At 45.9% G+C, this 17604-nt stretch carries 8 protein-coding genes; 3 read left to right on the top strand and 5 right to left on the bottom strand.

The features are described 5' to 3' along the window. Positions 1–97: 97 nt before the first annotated feature. Positions 98–1402 carry a cobyrinate a,c-diamide synthase gene (locus F3I09_RS14605; protein ID WP_149695774.1) on the bottom strand — a complete coding sequence of 435 codons (1305 nt, stop codon included), beginning with the start codon at positions 1400–1402 and terminating at the stop codon, positions 98–100. Positions 1403–1431: 29 nt separating this feature from the next. Between F3I09_RS14605 and F3I09_RS14600 the strand changes: the two genes are divergently transcribed. From F3I09_RS14600 to cbiB, 3 genes are read left to right on the top strand one after another with little or no spacing between them, the layout of a single operon-like run. Then, the gene (locus F3I09_RS14600; protein ID WP_188133812.1) at positions 1432–2910 is read left to right on the top strand and encodes a cobyric acid synthase; all 1479 of its coding nucleotides are present in this window, start codon (positions 1432–1434) and stop codon (positions 2908–2910) included. Next, complete coding sequence (locus tag F3I09_RS14595; protein WP_149695773.1) at positions 2907–3932, top strand: histidinol-phosphate transaminase; 1026 nt, start codon at positions 2907–2909, stop codon at positions 3930–3932. The genes F3I09_RS14600 and F3I09_RS14595 overlap by 4 nt, the downstream gene beginning before the upstream one ends. Then, the gene (cbiB, locus tag F3I09_RS14590; protein ID WP_149695772.1) at positions 3914–4849 is read left to right on the top strand and encodes an adenosylcobinamide-phosphate synthase CbiB; all 936 of its coding nucleotides are present in this window, start codon (positions 3914–3916) and stop codon (positions 4847–4849) included. The genes F3I09_RS14595 and cbiB overlap by 19 nt, the downstream gene beginning before the upstream one ends. 62 nt (positions 4850–4911) lie before the next feature. Here cbiB and F3I09_RS14585 read toward each other — a convergent pair whose 3' ends face one another. Genes F3I09_RS14585 through F3I09_RS14570 form a run of 4 tightly spaced genes read right to left on the bottom strand, consistent with a single transcriptional unit; the run spans position 4912 to position 17600 of the window. Then, positions 4912–5574: a hypothetical protein gene (locus F3I09_RS14585; RefSeq protein ID WP_149695771.1), complete on the bottom strand. Its 663-nt coding sequence runs from the start codon at positions 5572–5574 to the stop codon at positions 4912–4914. Positions 5575–5579: 5 nt separating this feature from the next. Continuing rightward, positions 5580–13535, bottom strand: coding sequence for an RHS repeat domain-containing protein (locus tag F3I09_RS14580; RefSeq protein ID WP_149695770.1), 7956 nt, complete (start codon positions 13533–13535; stop codon positions 5580–5582). Between the two features lie 33 nt (positions 13536–13568). Further along, a complete protein-coding gene (locus F3I09_RS14575) occupies positions 13569–17063 on the bottom strand; it encodes a hypothetical protein (protein ID WP_149695769.1) in 3495 nt (1164 codons plus the stop codon). 27 nt (positions 17064–17090) lie between these two features. Next, complete coding sequence (locus F3I09_RS14570; protein WP_149695768.1) at positions 17091–17600, bottom strand: hypothetical protein; 510 nt, start codon at positions 17598–17600, stop codon at positions 17091–17093. Positions 17601–17604: the final 4 nt, after the last annotated feature.

The raw sequence follows: 17604 nt of genomic DNA, 5'->3' as shown, positions 1-17604 counted from the left end.
TTCAAATTCGTTCAAATCACATTTAATTGATTATCAATACACATCTTTACTCCTGCCTTCATCAATACCGTTGCTGGTTTACCGAACCTTGACCAAGTCAAATGCCGGATACCAGGTACAACCAATCGGGATTCTCCCCCCAGTAGAGGTGTATATAAGACGCAATCACATTACCCTTCCGGTACACCGGGGTGGACACTTCTTTTCCCCTGGCATTGAACACCTTCCCTATCTTTGGAAGCGTTTCCGTCTCCGTACAACCGGAATAGTGAAATTCATGCCCTTTAAAGCGATTTAAGCCCATTTCTATCTCCCGGTAGCCAAGTGACAGCTTTGCGTCCTTCATTGTCGTTTTAAGGCCCAAAAATCCCACCATCGGGTATTCCTTCCCGGTACTGTCTGCCAGGGTTTCTCCCAGGTACATCATACCCCCGCACTCCGCGATCACCTTTCCCCCATTTGCACAATAGTCAAGAATAGATGCCCGCATAGTCAGGTTAGCTGACAATTGCTCCAGGAACAATTCAGGATACCCTCCGGCCAGGTAGAGCAGATCTGTTTCGGGCAGTTTGAAGTCGTACAGGGGACTAAAGGTAGTCACCTCTCCGAGACTCTTCAGTATCTCCAGATTCTCTGCATAAGTGAAGTTAAATGACTCATCCATGGCAACAGCTATCTCCATGGTACGGACAGGGGGCAATATCGTCTGAAGAGGTCTCTGCAGCACAGGCCTCCGGGTAATCGTCAACAGCTGCTCTATGTCCACCGTTTTACTGATATGGGCTGCAGCCTTTTCTATAATAGCGTTATAGTCATTCTCCCCAGAAATAGCCAGTCCCAGGTGACGGGAAGGGATCTTAATATCATCACTGGCAGGCACATATCCCAACGGGATAACGCCGATATCTTCACAGGCGTCCTTCAGGAACTGATAATGACTCTCCGTATTTACAAAGTTGAAGATCACGCCTGCTATCTGCACCTGCGGGTTAAAATGCATGAAGCCATGGATCAGGGGAGCCACAGAATAAGCCATCGCTTTTGCATTCACGACCAGTATCACCGGCAGGTCCAGCAGGATGGATATCTCTGCGCTGCTTCCCTTCATCCGGTCCGCCCCGTCGAACAGTCCCATGACGCCTTCCGTGATCACCACATCTGCTCCGGCACTGTATTTCGCATACTGCGACCGCAAATGTCCCTCGCTCATCATAAAAGTATCCAGGTTGATGCTCTGGGAATGGGCTGCCAGTGAATGATGTTTGGTATCGATGTAGTCCGGTCCGCACTTGAACGGCTGTACTTTTAAGCCCCGGTTATGCAAGTGTCTTAACAGACCTAATGTGAGTGTCGTCTTGCCGGAATTACTGGATGGTGCTGCAATTAAAAACTGAGGCTTCATTCCTCCAAAGATAGTACATTCGCAATCTTATGCAGCAACTAAGGTCCATCATGTTTGCCGGCACTGCATCTGATGTTGGCAAAAGTTTTATCAATACAGGCTTCTGCCGCATTTTCAAACAGGATGGTTACCATCCCGCTCCCTTCAAAGCACAGAACATGTCGCTCAACAGCTATGCCACACCAGATGGCTTTGAGATAGGACGCGCCCAGGCGGTACAGGCGGAAGCATGCGGTATTCCCTGTAGTACCGATATGAACCCGGTGCTGTTAAAGCCGACCAGCGATAAGGCTTCCCAGGTGGTTCTGTTGGGCAAGCCTGTGGGCAACCAGTCTGCCTATGATTATTTTATGGGCAACAATAAACAGGAACTCTTCAAAGAAGCTAAAGCTGCGTACGACCGTCTGCAGGCAAAATACAATCCTGTTGTGATGGAGGGCGCCGGCAGTATCAGTGAGCTGAACCTGAAACACCGCGACATTACCAATATGCGTATGGCGCTTCACGCACAGGCCGACGTATACCTGGTCGGCGACATTGACCGGGGCGGCCTGTTCGCCAGTGTCTACGGCACTATGGCCCTGCTGCCACCGGAAGAAAAACAACTCGTCAAAGGGATCATCATTAATAAATTCAGGGGCGATGCCCGTCTCTTTGAGTCAGGCAAAACAATGCTGGAAGACCTCTGTGGTGTACCGGTTGTGGGCATTATTCCTTATCGCAAAGACATTTACGTAGAGGAAGAAGATTCCGTCGGACTGGAACACAAACACAATCAACATGCCTCCGGTAAAGTGAACGTCGCGGTTGTATTGCTGAACCGCCTCTCCAATTTCACTGACTTCAATGTACTGGAACAGGACGAACGTGTACACTTATTCTACAGCAACAATCCTGCTGATATTGAAAAGGCCGATATCATCATCATCCCCGGCAGTAAAAACACTATTGCCGACCTGATCGACATCAAGAACAACGGAGTAGCAAAAGCCATCGTGCAGGCGCATAAAAGCGGTAAAACGGTGATTGGCATCTGCGGTGGTTACCAGATGATGGGCAGCAGTATAGAAGACCCTCATCATATGGAAGGCGCAGTGGAATCCATGCCTGGACTAGGCATTCTGCCCGTAAGAACAATCTTAACGGAGAATAAGGTGACGGAACAATGCCGCTTTTATTATAAGGGCCATGCTGCTACCTGCAATGGATATGAGATCCATATGGGTCTCAGCACTGCTACCGGACAAGAAAGCCCGCTCAACAAAACGGCCACCGGCAACAATGACGGCTACATTCTGCATGAACATTGCTGGGGAACCTACATCCACGGCATCCTGGACAACGCCGTTGTAATAGACGATCTATTGAAAGCACACACAACACAGCTGTCCTCCGCTCCTTTTGACTACCTGGCTTTCAAAGAAGCCCAGTATGATAAACTGGCGCAACACCTGCGGGAGCATGTAGACATGGCATATATTTACGGACAACTAAAGAAAGACAGATGATCAACGGCCACGGAGATGACAGATACCTGTTTAACTATAACATCGTTGCTGACTTCAGCTCTAATGTATATTACGAAAGCTGGGCAGCCGGCTTACAGCAACACCTGACGGACTGCCTGTATAAGATCAGGAACTACCCGGAAGCAAACGCTCAGCGTTTACAAACTGCTTTGGCTGAATGGCATGCCCTGACGCCTGCACAGGTACTGGTAACTAACGGCGCCACAGAAGCTTTTTACCTGGTAGCACATGCATATCGCAGAAAATCAGCGACTATCATCATTCCAGCCTTTGCTGAATATGAAGATGCCTGCCGGGCAAATGATCTGCAGATAGATTATCTCCATTGGGATGATCTGCGGCCTGATACCGTCTTTCAAACAGACATCGTCTTCTTCGGCAATCCGAATAATCCCACTGGCGCAATACTGTTTCCAAGCACCATACAACAGTTATTGAAACATAATCCCCTAACGATGTTCGTGGTCGATGAAGCGTATGTTGATTTTACGGTGGATGTTATTTCAATGATTCCCTCCCTGAATCAATATCCTAATCTCATCATCATCAAGTCGCTTACAAAGACGTATTCCATCCCCGGATTGCGTTTAGGTTACATGCTAAGTAGCGAAGCAATCATCAATAACATCCTTCCTTACAAAATGCCCTGGTCTGTCAATGCCCTGGCTATTGAAGCAGGATTGTTTATTACAGAACACCGGCAGGAAATGATATTACCCGCGGCTGATCTGGCATGGGATACATTACACCTGATCGGGGCGCTGAACCACATCGGTAATATTTCCATCACGAAAACACATACAAATTTCTTCCTCTGTCAAACAAACAAAGGCACTGCGGCTGAACTGAAACAATTCCTGTTACAGACATCAGGTCTGCTGATCAGGGATGCTTCCAACTTCAGAAGTCTGACACCACAACACTTCCGCATTGCTACCCAGCGAAAGGAACACAATATATTACTGGTAAACAGCATCAGGGCATGGATGGAAAATTGCTGATCATCACCATTCCATTGGTAGCGGGTTATCTGCTGGATATTCTATTAGGAGATCCCAGGTGGTTACCTCATCCTATCCGTTTATTTGGCACTGTGATAGGTAAAGGAGAGGTTTTGCTAAATAAAGGGAAGTCTCAACTACTAAAAGGAGCATTACTGACAATCCTGCTGTGCGTGCTGGTATTCAGCTTTTTCTATTTTACACAACGCTGGCTATTAAGTATCAGCATACCAGCTTATTACATCTTCTCCAGTATCTTTGTTTTCTATGGTCTGGCCAATAGAAGCCTGCTACAGGAAGGCAAAGAAGTCTTCAACACACTGCAGCATCAGGGCCTCGAAGCAGGACGCAAACGACTATCATGGATCGTGGGCCGGCAGACTTCTGCTCTAAACGAAAACCAGATCCGGACGGCCGTATTCGAAACCCTCTCTGAGAATTTAAGTGATGGAGTGATAGCACCATTGTTCTATTACGCCATTGGCGGAGTGCCCGCTATGATGGTGTATAAAATGATCAATACCCTCGACTCCATGATCGGCTACAAAAGTGAGCGATATTTCTACTTCGGAAAATTTGCAGCGAGGCTTGATGATGTGGCTAATTTCATCCCCGCCAGGTTAACGGCATTGCTAATGGTGCTGGTAACGTTCAGTAAACAGGGGTTGGCATATATCTTTAAATACGGGCACAAACACGCCAGTCCAAATTCAGGTTACCCCGAAGCGGCATTGGCAGGTATTCTGCAATGCCGCTTCGGAGGCCCGAACACTTATCATGGGCAGGTGGTCGTTAAGCCGTATATCGGCGAGGCGCCACGGGAGATTGCGCATGGGGAGTTAAAGAGAGTAATGTATGTGAACCATGCGGTGACATTACTGACTGTTTGTATGATAATTCTGTTAACTATTATATGAAGTACTGGCTTTCTGATTTTATCCATAAGTAGCAACTTCAAATATCTTTGGAAGACAATATATTAATGAAGTATCCGTCTCGCTATTTTATAATTGATTTTTAAATCATCCTTTAAATTTACATTCAGATGGGCAGTATCTCTCTTTATTAATGACATTGCTCCTCCTTCTATCTTATACTTATTTAGTTTGTACAAATAAGTAGTGTCATTAATATAATCAGGAGTATCTGTAGTTAAAAACGTCGAACTTTTCCCATCGATCCAAACTAGACTAAAAGAGGTCCTGATATCACTACCAAGAACTTCTTGAGACTGCAGATTTAAAATATACACCGATAAAAAATTGTTCATCCCAATTAACGGTAAGATCAAAATGCTATCATGTACGAGATAGTAGCTGGATTCTCTAAATGAACCATCATTAATTATCCCTACAGATGTATCCGGGAATACTACGTCCGAATAGTCAAAATACTTAAAACAAAAATATTTATAAGTATTTGTATGATTCAAGCGATACTTCAGGCAAATTTCTCCTTCCTTTCCTTTAGATGCTTTTAAATAAAAACTTGAGTCCTTTGCTTCAAGTTGATCCAGGCTATCAGCCTGCAGAGAATCCACCTGCTCGTGCTTCCCTTCAACTTCCGCACTAGTGGAACTCCCCCCACTTTTACAACTTAAAGAGGTAAATGTCAATGCTACATACAAAAATATCATCTTCATACTAATTATTGATTTACATCTTTTTTTACTGCTTCAAACTTTTCATTCTGCTTGGTCAGGGTTTCTTTCTCAGCTTTCAGTTGATCTTTGAATTCGGCAGTCACCACATATGAGTTAAGCAATGCGTCAATTCGTTTTATTTTCAAGTTATTATTATTAATCTGGTAATCCAAACTGGCGACGAAACGTTTCCTAAAGTCCCCTATTTGTTTTATCAATTTTGTACCATACTTATTATTATTAGTTTTAGTATCCTCATCAATATCATCAAAATTGTATGTTCCATGCCCCGTCTTATTTCTCTCCTTCTTAAATTCAAAATATTTACCTGTATAAAACGCTTTATCTACATCATCGGCCGTAAATGTAGGCTGTTTTATCAATTCATCCGATGCTGGCCATTTCCTTGATTTACCCTCAAAGTAATCGTCAATAGACCCTTGCCATTTTCCGTTATTGGAGTAGTCTTTAATCTTCCCGTGAATATTTCTAACCTTATAATCACTTCCATTCGTCATAACTCCGAAAAGATTATAATCGCCTCTTTTAATAGCATCCTGACCATATCCGGATTCAATGCTCGCTTGTGCCATTACTAATAAAGCTCCCATCCCGGATGCTCCTTTAGCTTTTGCTGCATCATAAATATCCAGCGCTACTGTTGTTAAAAACTCATGGTGCATTGGATCTCCTGGACCTTCTCCATTATCATCAACAAGCCTTATCGGATTATCAAAAGCGTAAACATATGGAGACCAATCCGGATATTCCTTACTCTTTGGATCTAGACTAAGGAACCTGCCAATTCGAGGATCATATACCCTCGCACCGAAGTCTAGGCTATTCCCCTCTCCTTTGATTTCATTGTCATTCTCCTTCCCGTTAAACCCATACCTGTATTTATCATTACTGGAGCTTCGCCCCGGCATTCCCATTCCAAAGGGATAATACTCGTGGGCAGATAGTACATCAGGCATAAAATAGCTAATGCTGGTGCTATCCGTAGAAATACCCCTCTTTTTATCTGATATTGTCGCCAGCACATTACCGAGGTAGTCAGACAGCTCGAAGAGCTTTCTTCCACGCAGGAAAGCAGTACCTATCCCATTACCCAGTCCTTGCAAAGGTACTATTTCCAACGGTGCAACGTTTTGCACGTCGGTATTCAATATGCCGATACCTAAACGCTTCCTGCCATACAAATGTGTTTCTGTTTGTGTCAGATTACCACTATTGACAGCAGTATTCCCTTTGGTATATACACTCATCACGTTTCCTGAGGCATCACGCACATACCATGTCTGTATGCCATTCAATGTTTTACTGATACGATTTTCGGATGCATCGTAAGTATAGCTGATAGTGGTGCCATCTGTTTTAGTGATTGAAGCAATTTTACCGTATACGGTCCAAGTTATGCCGCTGATTCCTGCAGCGATGTCCTTAATAAGATTGCCCGTACTGTCATAAGCATAATTCCCAGCCGTCTGACCATCCAGATCAATATCATAATTAGCCGCACTTACTGTATCCCCTATAAAATCAAGCTGATTTTTACCAGCCTTATAGTTATAGGTAAGATTGTCCATTCCCAACGGTTTACTGGCAAATGTATTGTTACCATTACGAGTGTAAGTTAAAATATTTCCATCTTCATCGTATGTAACGCCCTCTTTGAAGTCCTGAATAGCTACAGGTGTCCATCTATTGGTGTTTGTATTTAATCCACGGATCGCCTGCATTCCTTTAAGACGGCTCAACACATCATAGCTATAGGTAGATAACAAGGATTCTCCCATAGCAGGAATATGACGGCTAGTCGCCGCAATATTTCCATTAAACAAAGGCTTAAATCCAGAACCCTCAATTGGAGCAAAAGGGGTCAGCCCACTGATAGAAATATAATCCCTGAAGCCATAATAATACAAACTATAGCCAACCGCATCTCTCGCCACAGTATTGCCCGCTACTCCATCTTTGCCCATATCCGTGCTACCCCCAATCGAAGTCGTATTCACTCCTTTCAACAAGCCATGTAATGTATAAGCATAGTCCAATCCCTGTACCTGCTGCTGTCCCAGCACGGTTCTCGCCAGTTGCCCATGCCTGTAATACTGATAATACGCATCATTCTCCCAATACACGCTATCCTTACTCGTCTCCACATTAACCAGCCTGTTCTCTGCATCATACGTATAACGATGATAAAACGCATCCACCTGCGAAGGCTGATAAGCCACCTGTTTCACATTACCACTGATCAGGTCATATTTATAAACGATCTTCTTAAACCTGTTCCCCCCATCTGCCATACCACCCACTTTATAATCCTGCAGGAGTGTATCGACATTTCCATGTATATCATAACTGTAGAAAGTACCGGCGGTATAACGGCCTGCTCCAAGATCCGTAGCATTGTTGTATACGGCAATCCACGCTATCCTGTTACGTAAATTACGGGCAGACAGTACCAGCTGTGATAACGGCGCATAGGGTATATCATATGTCGTTTTGGTAATCTGAACACAAGTCGCCCTTGCACTTGAGTAAAAATGCTGCAGTGTCGTCGGATTACGGGTAAGATTGTCCGTCACTATAGTACTGCTCCTCAATTGGCCGACTTCCGTCATTCTTCCCAATGCGTCATAAAATATATAACTGTAATCACGAACTGGACGTTGCTGAGCATTCTGGGATAATACTAATCTTCCCAGGTTGTCGTACCAGAACTTGCTGATACCTCCATCCGGTGTTTGCTGCTCCACTAACAGGTCCAGCGTATTATATCTATACTGCGTAATCTTCGTATGTGCAGGCACTTTCACCTGCCCTGCCGCTCTCGCTGCCTTCACACTATTCACCCAGGTAGAAGACCTGTCTATCACCACACCAGCCGGAGGCACTGTCTTCACCAGGTTACCCGCCTGATCGTAATAAAATAATGTATAGTGGTATTCACTTGTGTTATAGCTCACCGTAAACACTTCCCTGTTCGCAGCCAGCAGTCCGGTGTTAATATAGTCCTGACCAAAGCTGCCCAATAAAGAATCCCGGTAAGCATTATATAACTCCGTTCCTTTACTGATAGAGAAGAAAGCCGTATCAGAACAGTTATTCACTGTATTCACATCCGTTGACGGGAATACAGGTGTCGACTTCCCGCATAACAACGGTCCATCATAGGCTCCTGGCGGTGTTGTAGGCGGCGCACTACCACAGATACCTGAAACAGCCCCACAATTCGCCTGATAGAAGCTATCTATCTGGGCCATTGTATAGTTAGTGCCCTGACCGAAGTTATCATTGAAGTAAATTTCAAACTCATTACACCTGTGCGCCTTATAGGTCACATTCAGGTATGGCGGTTTAGCGCTGGTATTGGTAGTAGAATTTGACCAGAATACAAACGCGTTATATTGCTGCGCAGGCTCCGAACTTAATCGCATGATCAACCCATAATCAGTGCCTGTACGGGAAGCCGCATACATATCCTTCACGAGATTAGTACAAACCTGGTTCAGGTAGTTGGCGCTGCTCTGCGTAGAAGTGATCGGCGCTAAAGTGAGCGTGTTGGCAGCTATCGTTCCAGGTTGTCCTGCCCATGTCGTAACATTAGCCACTACGGGTCCCGTCGACCGGGAAAACAGACAACTGATGGTTCCCGGACTAACAGAATAATGCGATAGAGAACCGCATACCAGCTCTCCACCTGCAGAAGCAGGTTTTGCAAACAGGTTCATGTCTGCATAGGTGATATTCGCGCCTCTTGCAACTTTCGCAAAATTGAACACCAGGTTATCCCTGAATGTAAACCAGTTACCGTTCGTCCATACTGCTGCACCCAGCGTAACTGACGACGCATATGCAGTGGTCCTGGTACTCAGCAGGTGTGTGATCCTGAGCGTGGGCGCCGTCTTGTTCACGGTAATGGAATCGCCCAATGTAACAGGATACAGGTTCAGGAAGTTGTTCTTAATATTAGTGATCGTTGTGCACGTAGCTGTCGGCGGTGGTGCCACCGGACAATCATTCTTAAACTTCAGATATTCCCAGGCCTGTTTATTAAAGCCCAGCTCATTATTCATGTAATTGGCAAACAGCTTATTCTTCTTTTGCTGTGTGGTATCGCCTTCTTCTATCGTCGGTGTGATACCCGGGAACTTAGCAGTAAATCTTGTATACGCATTATTCACCGTACCACAAGTCACACATGTCTCACCGGTATAACATTGCAGTGCTGGCGGCAGACTGATAATCTTTGTAAAGTAAGTACAGCTGCTGGTAGTATTACATGCATTCAGCAACTGAGTGAGATCGGCATCCGTCATATTGATCCCCCTGGTACGGGCCAGATAACCGGCAAATCCGCCATCTGTATCAGTATTATACTTAAGATACTCTGCACGGAGATTGTTCAGCTTACGGCATTCACAGGTATCCGGTTTAGAATATACCGGCTTGTTACCGTAGGCAGTCTGCTTGTCGTAAGGAGCAGGCGCAGTGATCACGTAACCATTACAATCAACACTGTTGGAGATACCCTGTTGCGCGTTAAACTCTTCCAGTACCTGCTGGAAGCTCTTGTAAGCATAAGTACTGCCCGGTCTTACAGAACTCGATCCCATCGGATGAGAAACATCAGATCCCTCCTTACATACTTCCACTAATCTCGGGATGAGTATATTCAACATCGCCTGCGTGTATTTGCAAGGCGCCAGTTGCTGTACCCATGCCTTGGCATAGGCATTACAATTGTCTTCATAATGCCTTTTCACAGCATTATTCGCAGAATCTGAAGCTGCCCCTGAGGCACCGGTATTGTTCAGATATCCAAGTCCATTCTGTCCTAAGGCATCAGTCGCGTTATTAAAGTTGAGCTGTTTTCCGGCAGCGAGCAACTGTGCTGATGTCGGGTTAGACACACCCGCAGGACAAGCGGCACTCTTTATCTTATTATCTAGGATGGCCCTTTTTGCAGACAGGTACAACTGTCTGAAGTTACGCCAGGCCATATCCAGATCGCCCGTGCACAATGCACTTTCGTTGAAAGGCGCAGTAGCTGGCGCATAAGCAGTAACACAGGCTGCATTATTGCCATCACATTTCACTGTAGCCGTAGCAGTGCTCCACATCGTCAACACGGAACTACCAGAGCCTCCGTTATAATTAGTCAGCTTCGCCTGCAATGCATTATACATCTCAGTGCTTTCCAGCGATAATGGATCTCTGTTCGCGGTCACTATCGGATAGGAAACACTGCTCATACCTATCGGATTCAGATATCCCTTCGCCTTCGCTTCAGCATAAGTATCTATCTTCTCAAAATCCCGGTCCCACGTATAACTAGCCTGGTGCTTCTGGAATTCCAGCCATTTACAATATTCCGGGTGGAACTTCAGCAATGCCGGCGCCCAGGATGCTTTGAACTGATTAGCAAACTGCTCCGGCCTTAAACGCTGAGGGACGACATAGGTATTACTAAACTCATCATATGCCAGATCGGGCTTGCCTGCTTCGTCCAGATAAGTAACCGTATCGCGCTTGTAAGGCGGCAGTGTATTCTCATCCGGCTGATAAAAAATGGAATAGATATTCAGCGTATCATCCGCATCTGCATACTGACCGGAAGGCGCTGATACATCCAGCAACAACGCCGACTTCACGTCAGTAGATTCCGTTGCCTTATCACATAGGGCCTCACAGGCAGCTACCGCTTCAGCATATGCCGCCTGCGCTTCTCCTCTATAAGTAGCACTATCTGCAATGGCAATACCAGCCGTTACCATGTACCGGTTACGGAAATTATCCCAGGTGCCAATACTATCCTGACACGCAGCACAACTTGGAACACATTGCGTATTCACCAGGAAATCACGCTGTTGTTGTACGAACTGCTCCAGCGTAGTACAGAGATTTTTCTTCATGAAGACGCTATCTCTGTAATAGGCCATCGCCTCCCTGTTAACTGTCAGCCGTTTGGTGATCTGGTAATTACCTCTCGGCAAACGTAATGTAAAGGCTACCTGCAAAGCTGCCGGTGTATTACAATCCGCTACAATCGTTCCGGTATAATTGCGGATGATCGTATCAAAAGGTTTCCCACCCAGACGCAGGTTATAAGCATCATCAGTGATCTTTATTTCAAGATCATACAGGGCAGTATAACAAACGGTATTATTATTACAATCCTTTTTCTGTAATACCGGTGGCGCCAGTGAATACTTGAACTGATAATCGCCATCTATGGCTACCAGCTGACTCTGGGTATTCTCCATCACCAGGTCTTTGATCACATTACTGTTCAACCTCGACAAAGTATCTGTTACCGGGAAACTGGTATTCGAAGAAAGATTATCAAGACTGGCGCTATCCGGTGTGCCTGCTAAAGCTGTTGCCACCGTACGACCATACATATCCAGGTAGGTAATAGCATACTGGCCATTGGCATCCTGCACCATGTTCTTGAAGTAATGGCTCTTGTCGCCAGCCTCCGTACCAAACAACACATCCAGTTCATTGTCACCAGGCGTACCATAGTAATACCTCGTTTCATGGTTGCTGCCTATCCTATACACAGGTCCCAGTCCACTCTGCCGGGCGATCTTGCCCGTATTATCCTGTGTATATACTGTTTCAGTAAAGGCAAATCCTCCCGCATCCGGGATGAACTGGTTCACACCAGTATTCTTGTCCGGGTTGTTGGCAGAATAATACTGGTTAGCACCAGTAGCAGATGACATCTGGCTCGCCCGAGCTGTCAGATACTCAGACGGAGCATTCAGCTTGTCATAGTTTGACTTATCATATTCAGCGCCATTCAATGCACTGTTGAAACGGGGCGCATACTTGATCACTGAATTGATCGAGGGAGCAGGCATCACTTGTATGGCCGGTCTTCCCTGATAATCATAAAAGGTCTCTCCTACCGTTGTCTTATTCGTGGTATTATCTTTCGTCACCACCTGCCTGCTGCGCAGACTTCCATCATAATATTCAACGACTGCTTTTCGCTTTCCTTCCTCCGCATAATTCACCGTCATCTGCCAGTTCATCTTTCGCTGGTGACCGGTGAAACTGTAACTTCCCAGGCCTCCGCTATAGTCAGAGCTCCATGCAGTTTCTATCCTGCTTACATTGCTTTTCTGTTGTACCGCCCGGACCCTGAAAAAAAGGAGTCCTCCGTTATCATACAACAGCGGAATACGATACGTATTATCAGCAATTGTTACACGGGTGGCATTGTTTCTGAACAGCAATACCGGGTTAACAGGATTACCATATTTGTCGCTGGTATAAGCAGAAGAATCCACGTATGCCCACTCCAGGTCATACACATCCGCACCGGCAGTAATGGGCCAGCTGACAGTCAGTTCATCCGTAGAATCAGTATTGGGTGCGCCGACAGCACTGATACTTTTAACTGCATCATCAGTACAGGATAATTTGTATACAGGAGCAACCTGCATCTCATTCTCCATTACCAGTGCATTTAAGACCCTGGCGGCAGCGGTAACAGAAACACTGAGCACTTTCACCGTTACCTTGTGTGAGTTACCAAACACGAAACTGCTTCTGTTGGTATAGCTTCCAGCGGCATCATAGTTAATAATGAAACTCTTATCAACAGAGTCTATCGCAAAGTCAGGCCTGGTATAGATCAACCGGGCATTGACGGTAGCAGTGAATTGCGCAGGCAGGTAAACATTGCTGTATTCATTCACCTTAAAGGTGATGATATTTTTCACCTGGTAAGGCGTATCCAGTTTACTGATCAGCGACGGATTAAAATAAAGGCTGTCCTGAACAGTGGCAACAGAATCTTTTGCTAACTGACCTCTGCTGCCGTCCAGTATATTTCTCAGCGTTCTGACAGTACCGGTTTGCGCAAAGCTGTTACCTGCCGCCATCAGCAGCATCAACACCGTCAGCCATAAAGCGCTCTTTCTTGGCAAAGAATGCATAATATCTTATTTAATAGGGGGTACCAGGAATAATTAATCTTTTAACAATGCGCTTCTAGTTTCTTTAATGGTCTTAATGCCACTTTCTGTTTCCCGCTTCAACCTGATCAGCGTACCATCATCGTCGTACTCATAGAAAGTTGCATAGTTATTTTCATCCAACTCTGCCATCAGTCGCAGGTCAGCCGGATTGTACACATAAGAGCGCATATTGGCATTGTAAGGATGTATACGCAGGTCATCAAAGTAAACAGTCGAAGTGCCTGTTGCCTGCATGCTGACAATCAGCTCAGTAGCATCCGCAGGTAAATCTACCGGCTGCTCATAACGTTGCCAGCCATCGATAATACCTCCTTTAGGCGTTGCAACCAGTACGCTGGATGTCGTACCCCGCTTCGCCGAAATAACCATCCTGTTGCCGGTATAGGTAATCCCTTTGCAATCTTTTCCTTCTTTCACCCATACACTGATAACTATCTTCTTACCTGCAAACGGTGAGTACACAGGAAGTATAGCATCCTTATTCGTACGGATACTTCCCAGTACCTGTCCGCCACTCACACAATTGTTGGCACTCTTGTTGAAAGACAGATTAAACCCTGCAGTACTATCGGATACTATTACCGCGCTGATACCGGCGCTCTTACCTGCCGCTATACGCAGACTATATTTCCCTGTATGTTGTTGTGTAGAATCAAGATCACCTTTATAAGAAGAGAAGTCGAAACTGCGTCCGCCACTGCAGGCAGTATCACAGGTAGCGCCTGCAAAATAATAGTCCTCAAAGCCTTCATAGGCTGACTCGCGGTAACGACTGTTCTGTGCCACAGCGGTGGTCAACGCATCATCAAATCCATAGATAGCAGCGTTATACCGACCCAATGGATCTGTATTCTCCAGTTCAAATCCTTTCTTGTTATATAAGGTGGTAGCATTGTTCCATACCCAGCGGGATGTATCATATTGTGGTTGCCATCCGGCACTGCTACCCTTCTTCCAGAAAGCAACGAAGTCTTTTATCGTGCCATCTGTCCTCACGTTTGTAGCCGCTGCCGTACTGCCTTCTGTTCTCGCGGCATAGTAAGAATAACTCCGCTGCACTTTCCAGTTACCCAGCAAACCATAGGTATATGGATTCACACTCGTATCTGTTACTGCACTGTAGCAGGTCAGGTTGTAAGGAGCCAATGTGACATTTACATCTGCATGGATAGGATTCATACAGATGTCCGAATAGATCACTACGTGATAATTACCTCCGCTGTTGGGTGTAACCGGAGATAATACCGGGTTCTGTAAGGTACTGCTGAAACGATCAGGCCCTGACCATGCATAAGTGATAGCCGTTGTAGGCAGGTTGATGATCTTAAATTCGATCCTGTCACCAATACAATAGGTCAGCTTATCGGAAGTAGCCAGTTCTGCGGTCTCGAAGTCGATGATCTTTAATCGTTGTACGGCTGCCGCGCCACATTCATCTTCCACACGTACATCGTAGTTTTGATTTTTTATCAACTCATAGGCCCCGCCTGAAGTGGCGGTACTGAACTTCCCGGTTGTATTGGTCGCCCAGTAAGGCCCTGTGGCACCTTTTCCTTCAGCGGCCAGCCGGTAGGTAAACACTCCTGTGACCGCCTTACTGCCACCTGCTGCAACAGCTACTATACTACCGGAATTATCAGGTGCGCCGGGGCAGACCCAGCCCAGGGATTTATTGACGTCAACAATTAAGGGCTTATAGGTGAAGTTGATCTCTTTCGTATTGGGGCTGTTTGCCTGCGAAAAATCTCCCACAATGGTCGGGTATGAGGACATCGCGATCCTGTATGTACCTTCCATTGGCAGTAAAAGGGAATCTCCGGTTGTGACGATAGAATTGTCATATCCCACGGAACCTTGCGGCCCTCTTACGATCCTGAAATAGACAGGCTGCTGCGTATTATTATAAACACTCGTGCCGGTAGGCTTAATCTTCAGACCAGTACAGGTTTGCTCTTCTGTATAGGTCAGATTGAAACGGTATACATCTTTTTCGGTTACAGTAACAGGCAGATCATAACTGAAACAGCTGTCAGTAACCCTGAAAGTATAGTTACCCGGGTAGAAATACCGCGCAGGGTTATCCTGCGTCATATATACGCCCCAGGTATTGCTCTGATAAGTAGGGGTGATTGTTGTGGTATAGGGAATATTGGAAGGACTGGTCAGGCTTATCGTCGTTCCAGGAGTGAAGTACCCCGTTGATTTATAAATGAAGAACATGACTGCGCCGTCATTCCCATAGAATCCACCGTTATGGGTTATGATTACAGAATAAGGATTGGATACAGGACCGTTAATGACCACATCCCTATCAGCCACTGTCACACCATCAGCTGTAATACCCGTTATATGATAGGTGCCAAAGGGCATGTGTGGCATCGTCTGAGGGCCCGCATTTTTCCATATTGTATCATAGCGTATCGCATTGGTTGTCTTATTCCTGAAGGACACATAAATGGGATAACAATGCGAGTACAAGGTGTCCACGTAATAACTTTCGTCAAAATCTGTAGCGCAGTTCAACTTGTAATAATCCCACATATAAGGGATCCCGAATACCCTCGGATAAACGACTTCATCACCACAGGCTGTCCTGATATAGTAAGTGACCGTTTTAGTGTACATGTCCTTAAAAGTCTGTCCCGCAGCCAGCGTGAAGGTATCCTTTCCTCCAAGGTCCTTATAGGCCGTCTTAGGTCCGCCATCAAAGGATACACTATAAGTCATGGGCGTACCAGGCGCCAGATACTGAACAAAGGGACTTCCGGAATATGCGCGGGGACCGGTTATTACAAACTTATTACAGGTATTCGGTACCCCGTATGGCATGGCGGTATACAAATCGGAAGTTGGTATCAGGGAAAGTTCATCAATTACCAAAGCCTGGACAGAGGCTGCCGCTCCACAGGCGTCTGTAATGGCTACTGTGTAGGTACCCGGCTGCAGGCTGTCTATATAAATGTCCTGTGTTGCGGTAAATGATGTGCGGCCGGTATATGAAGCTGGTTTGCCTGTTATGTTGACCTGGTAAGGTAGCCTTCCGTTTTTCATGGAAACATACGCCCGTCCTGTATTACAGGCATGCAATGCCGGACGGTACTGGGATATCGCCGCGGTAAACGGAATATAGTTGCCAGACACTGTCACATTGACTGTAGCAGACACCACTGCATTGTTACAGATCCCTTTGGCTAAAGCACTGTAGCTGCCCGCAGGAATATTTTCAAACACGTTAGATGTATTGGGAGACACACTGTAACCTCCGGCAGTCAGCGGCTCAAGGCTGAATAACATGTCAGTTACATTACCTGCTCCGGTACCGGTAAAAGACAATGTGATCTTACCGCTGGCAGCGCAAAGAGAAGGCTCTGTAACGGCACTGATGCCCCAGGGAGGACATGTCTGTCCACTGGCGCCGACGGTAAACAATAACAGCAATGCCGGTAAAATAAAAGTATACTTACGCCTGAATATCTTGTATATCATTGGTATAGCGATAAAGCGGTTAACGAACTACTGTTTCTTTTTATAGTAACAGGTACATTCCAATACAACCGGAACACTTCTGGCCGTATCCATAAAGGAGGCTCCCGGCAGTTCCAACAGCAAGGTTCCGCCACTTTGCACCTTATAGCGGTAAGGCAGATATGGCGCCTCAGGAGACGGTATGCCAGGCATCACGTTCTGTGGCATCGGTGGCAGCGCTTTCTGATACAACAGCACACCTTTCTCTTCTATCTTATATTTACCTGTCTCGGTGAATCCCGAAGCATTTGTGATCATGCAGTTTTCCCCCTCCACCGAGATCTTCATCGGCACAAAACCCGTCAGGTTTTTAAACTCTTCAGCCTTCGTCAAAGTCTTCTTCTCCAACAGTTGGTTATCCTCCTGCGAGAACAGGCGGGTTTCTATCTTCACCACCTCCCAGGTTCCTGCTACCGGTGGTCTGCCACCCTGCGCATTCGCTATACCGTAACCGGCAACAAGTACTATCAACAGCGCAAGTATTCTCTTTATAAACATATCT

Source organism: Chitinophaga sp. CF418 (assembly GCF_900142925.1).
Lineage (GTDB): Bacteria > Bacteroidota > Bacteroidia > Chitinophagales > Chitinophagaceae > Chitinophaga.
Note: the sequence above shows the minus strand (reverse complement) of the source record. Positions and strands in the feature narration are given on the sequence as shown.

Coding starts and splice junctions, on each gene's coding strand:
- F3I09_RS14605 (WP_149695774.1), bottom strand. CDS start 1,402: ATGAAGCCTCAGTTTTTAATTGCAGCACCATCCAGTAATTCCGGCAAG.
- F3I09_RS14580 (WP_149695770.1), bottom strand. CDS start 13,535: ATGCATTCTTTGCCAAGAAAGAGCGCTTTATGGCTGACGGTGTTGATG.
- cbiB (WP_149695772.1), top strand. CDS start 3,914: ATGGATGGAAAATTGCTGATCATCACCATTCCATTGGTAGCGGGTTAT.
- F3I09_RS14570 (WP_149695768.1), bottom strand. CDS start 17,600: ATGTTTATAAAGAGAATACTTGCGCTGTTGATAGTACTTGTTGCCGGT.
- F3I09_RS14600 (WP_188133812.1), top strand. CDS start 1,432: ATGCAGCAACTAAGGTCCATCATGTTTGCCGGCACTGCATCTGATGTT.
- F3I09_RS14575 (WP_149695769.1), bottom strand. CDS start 17,063: ATGATATACAAGATATTCAGGCGTAAGTATACTTTTATTTTACCGGCA.
- F3I09_RS14595 (WP_149695773.1), top strand. CDS start 2,907: ATGATCAACGGCCACGGAGATGACAGATACCTGTTTAACTATAACATC.
- F3I09_RS14585 (WP_149695771.1), bottom strand. CDS start 5,574: ATGAAGATGATATTTTTGTATGTAGCATTGACATTTACCTCTTTAAGT.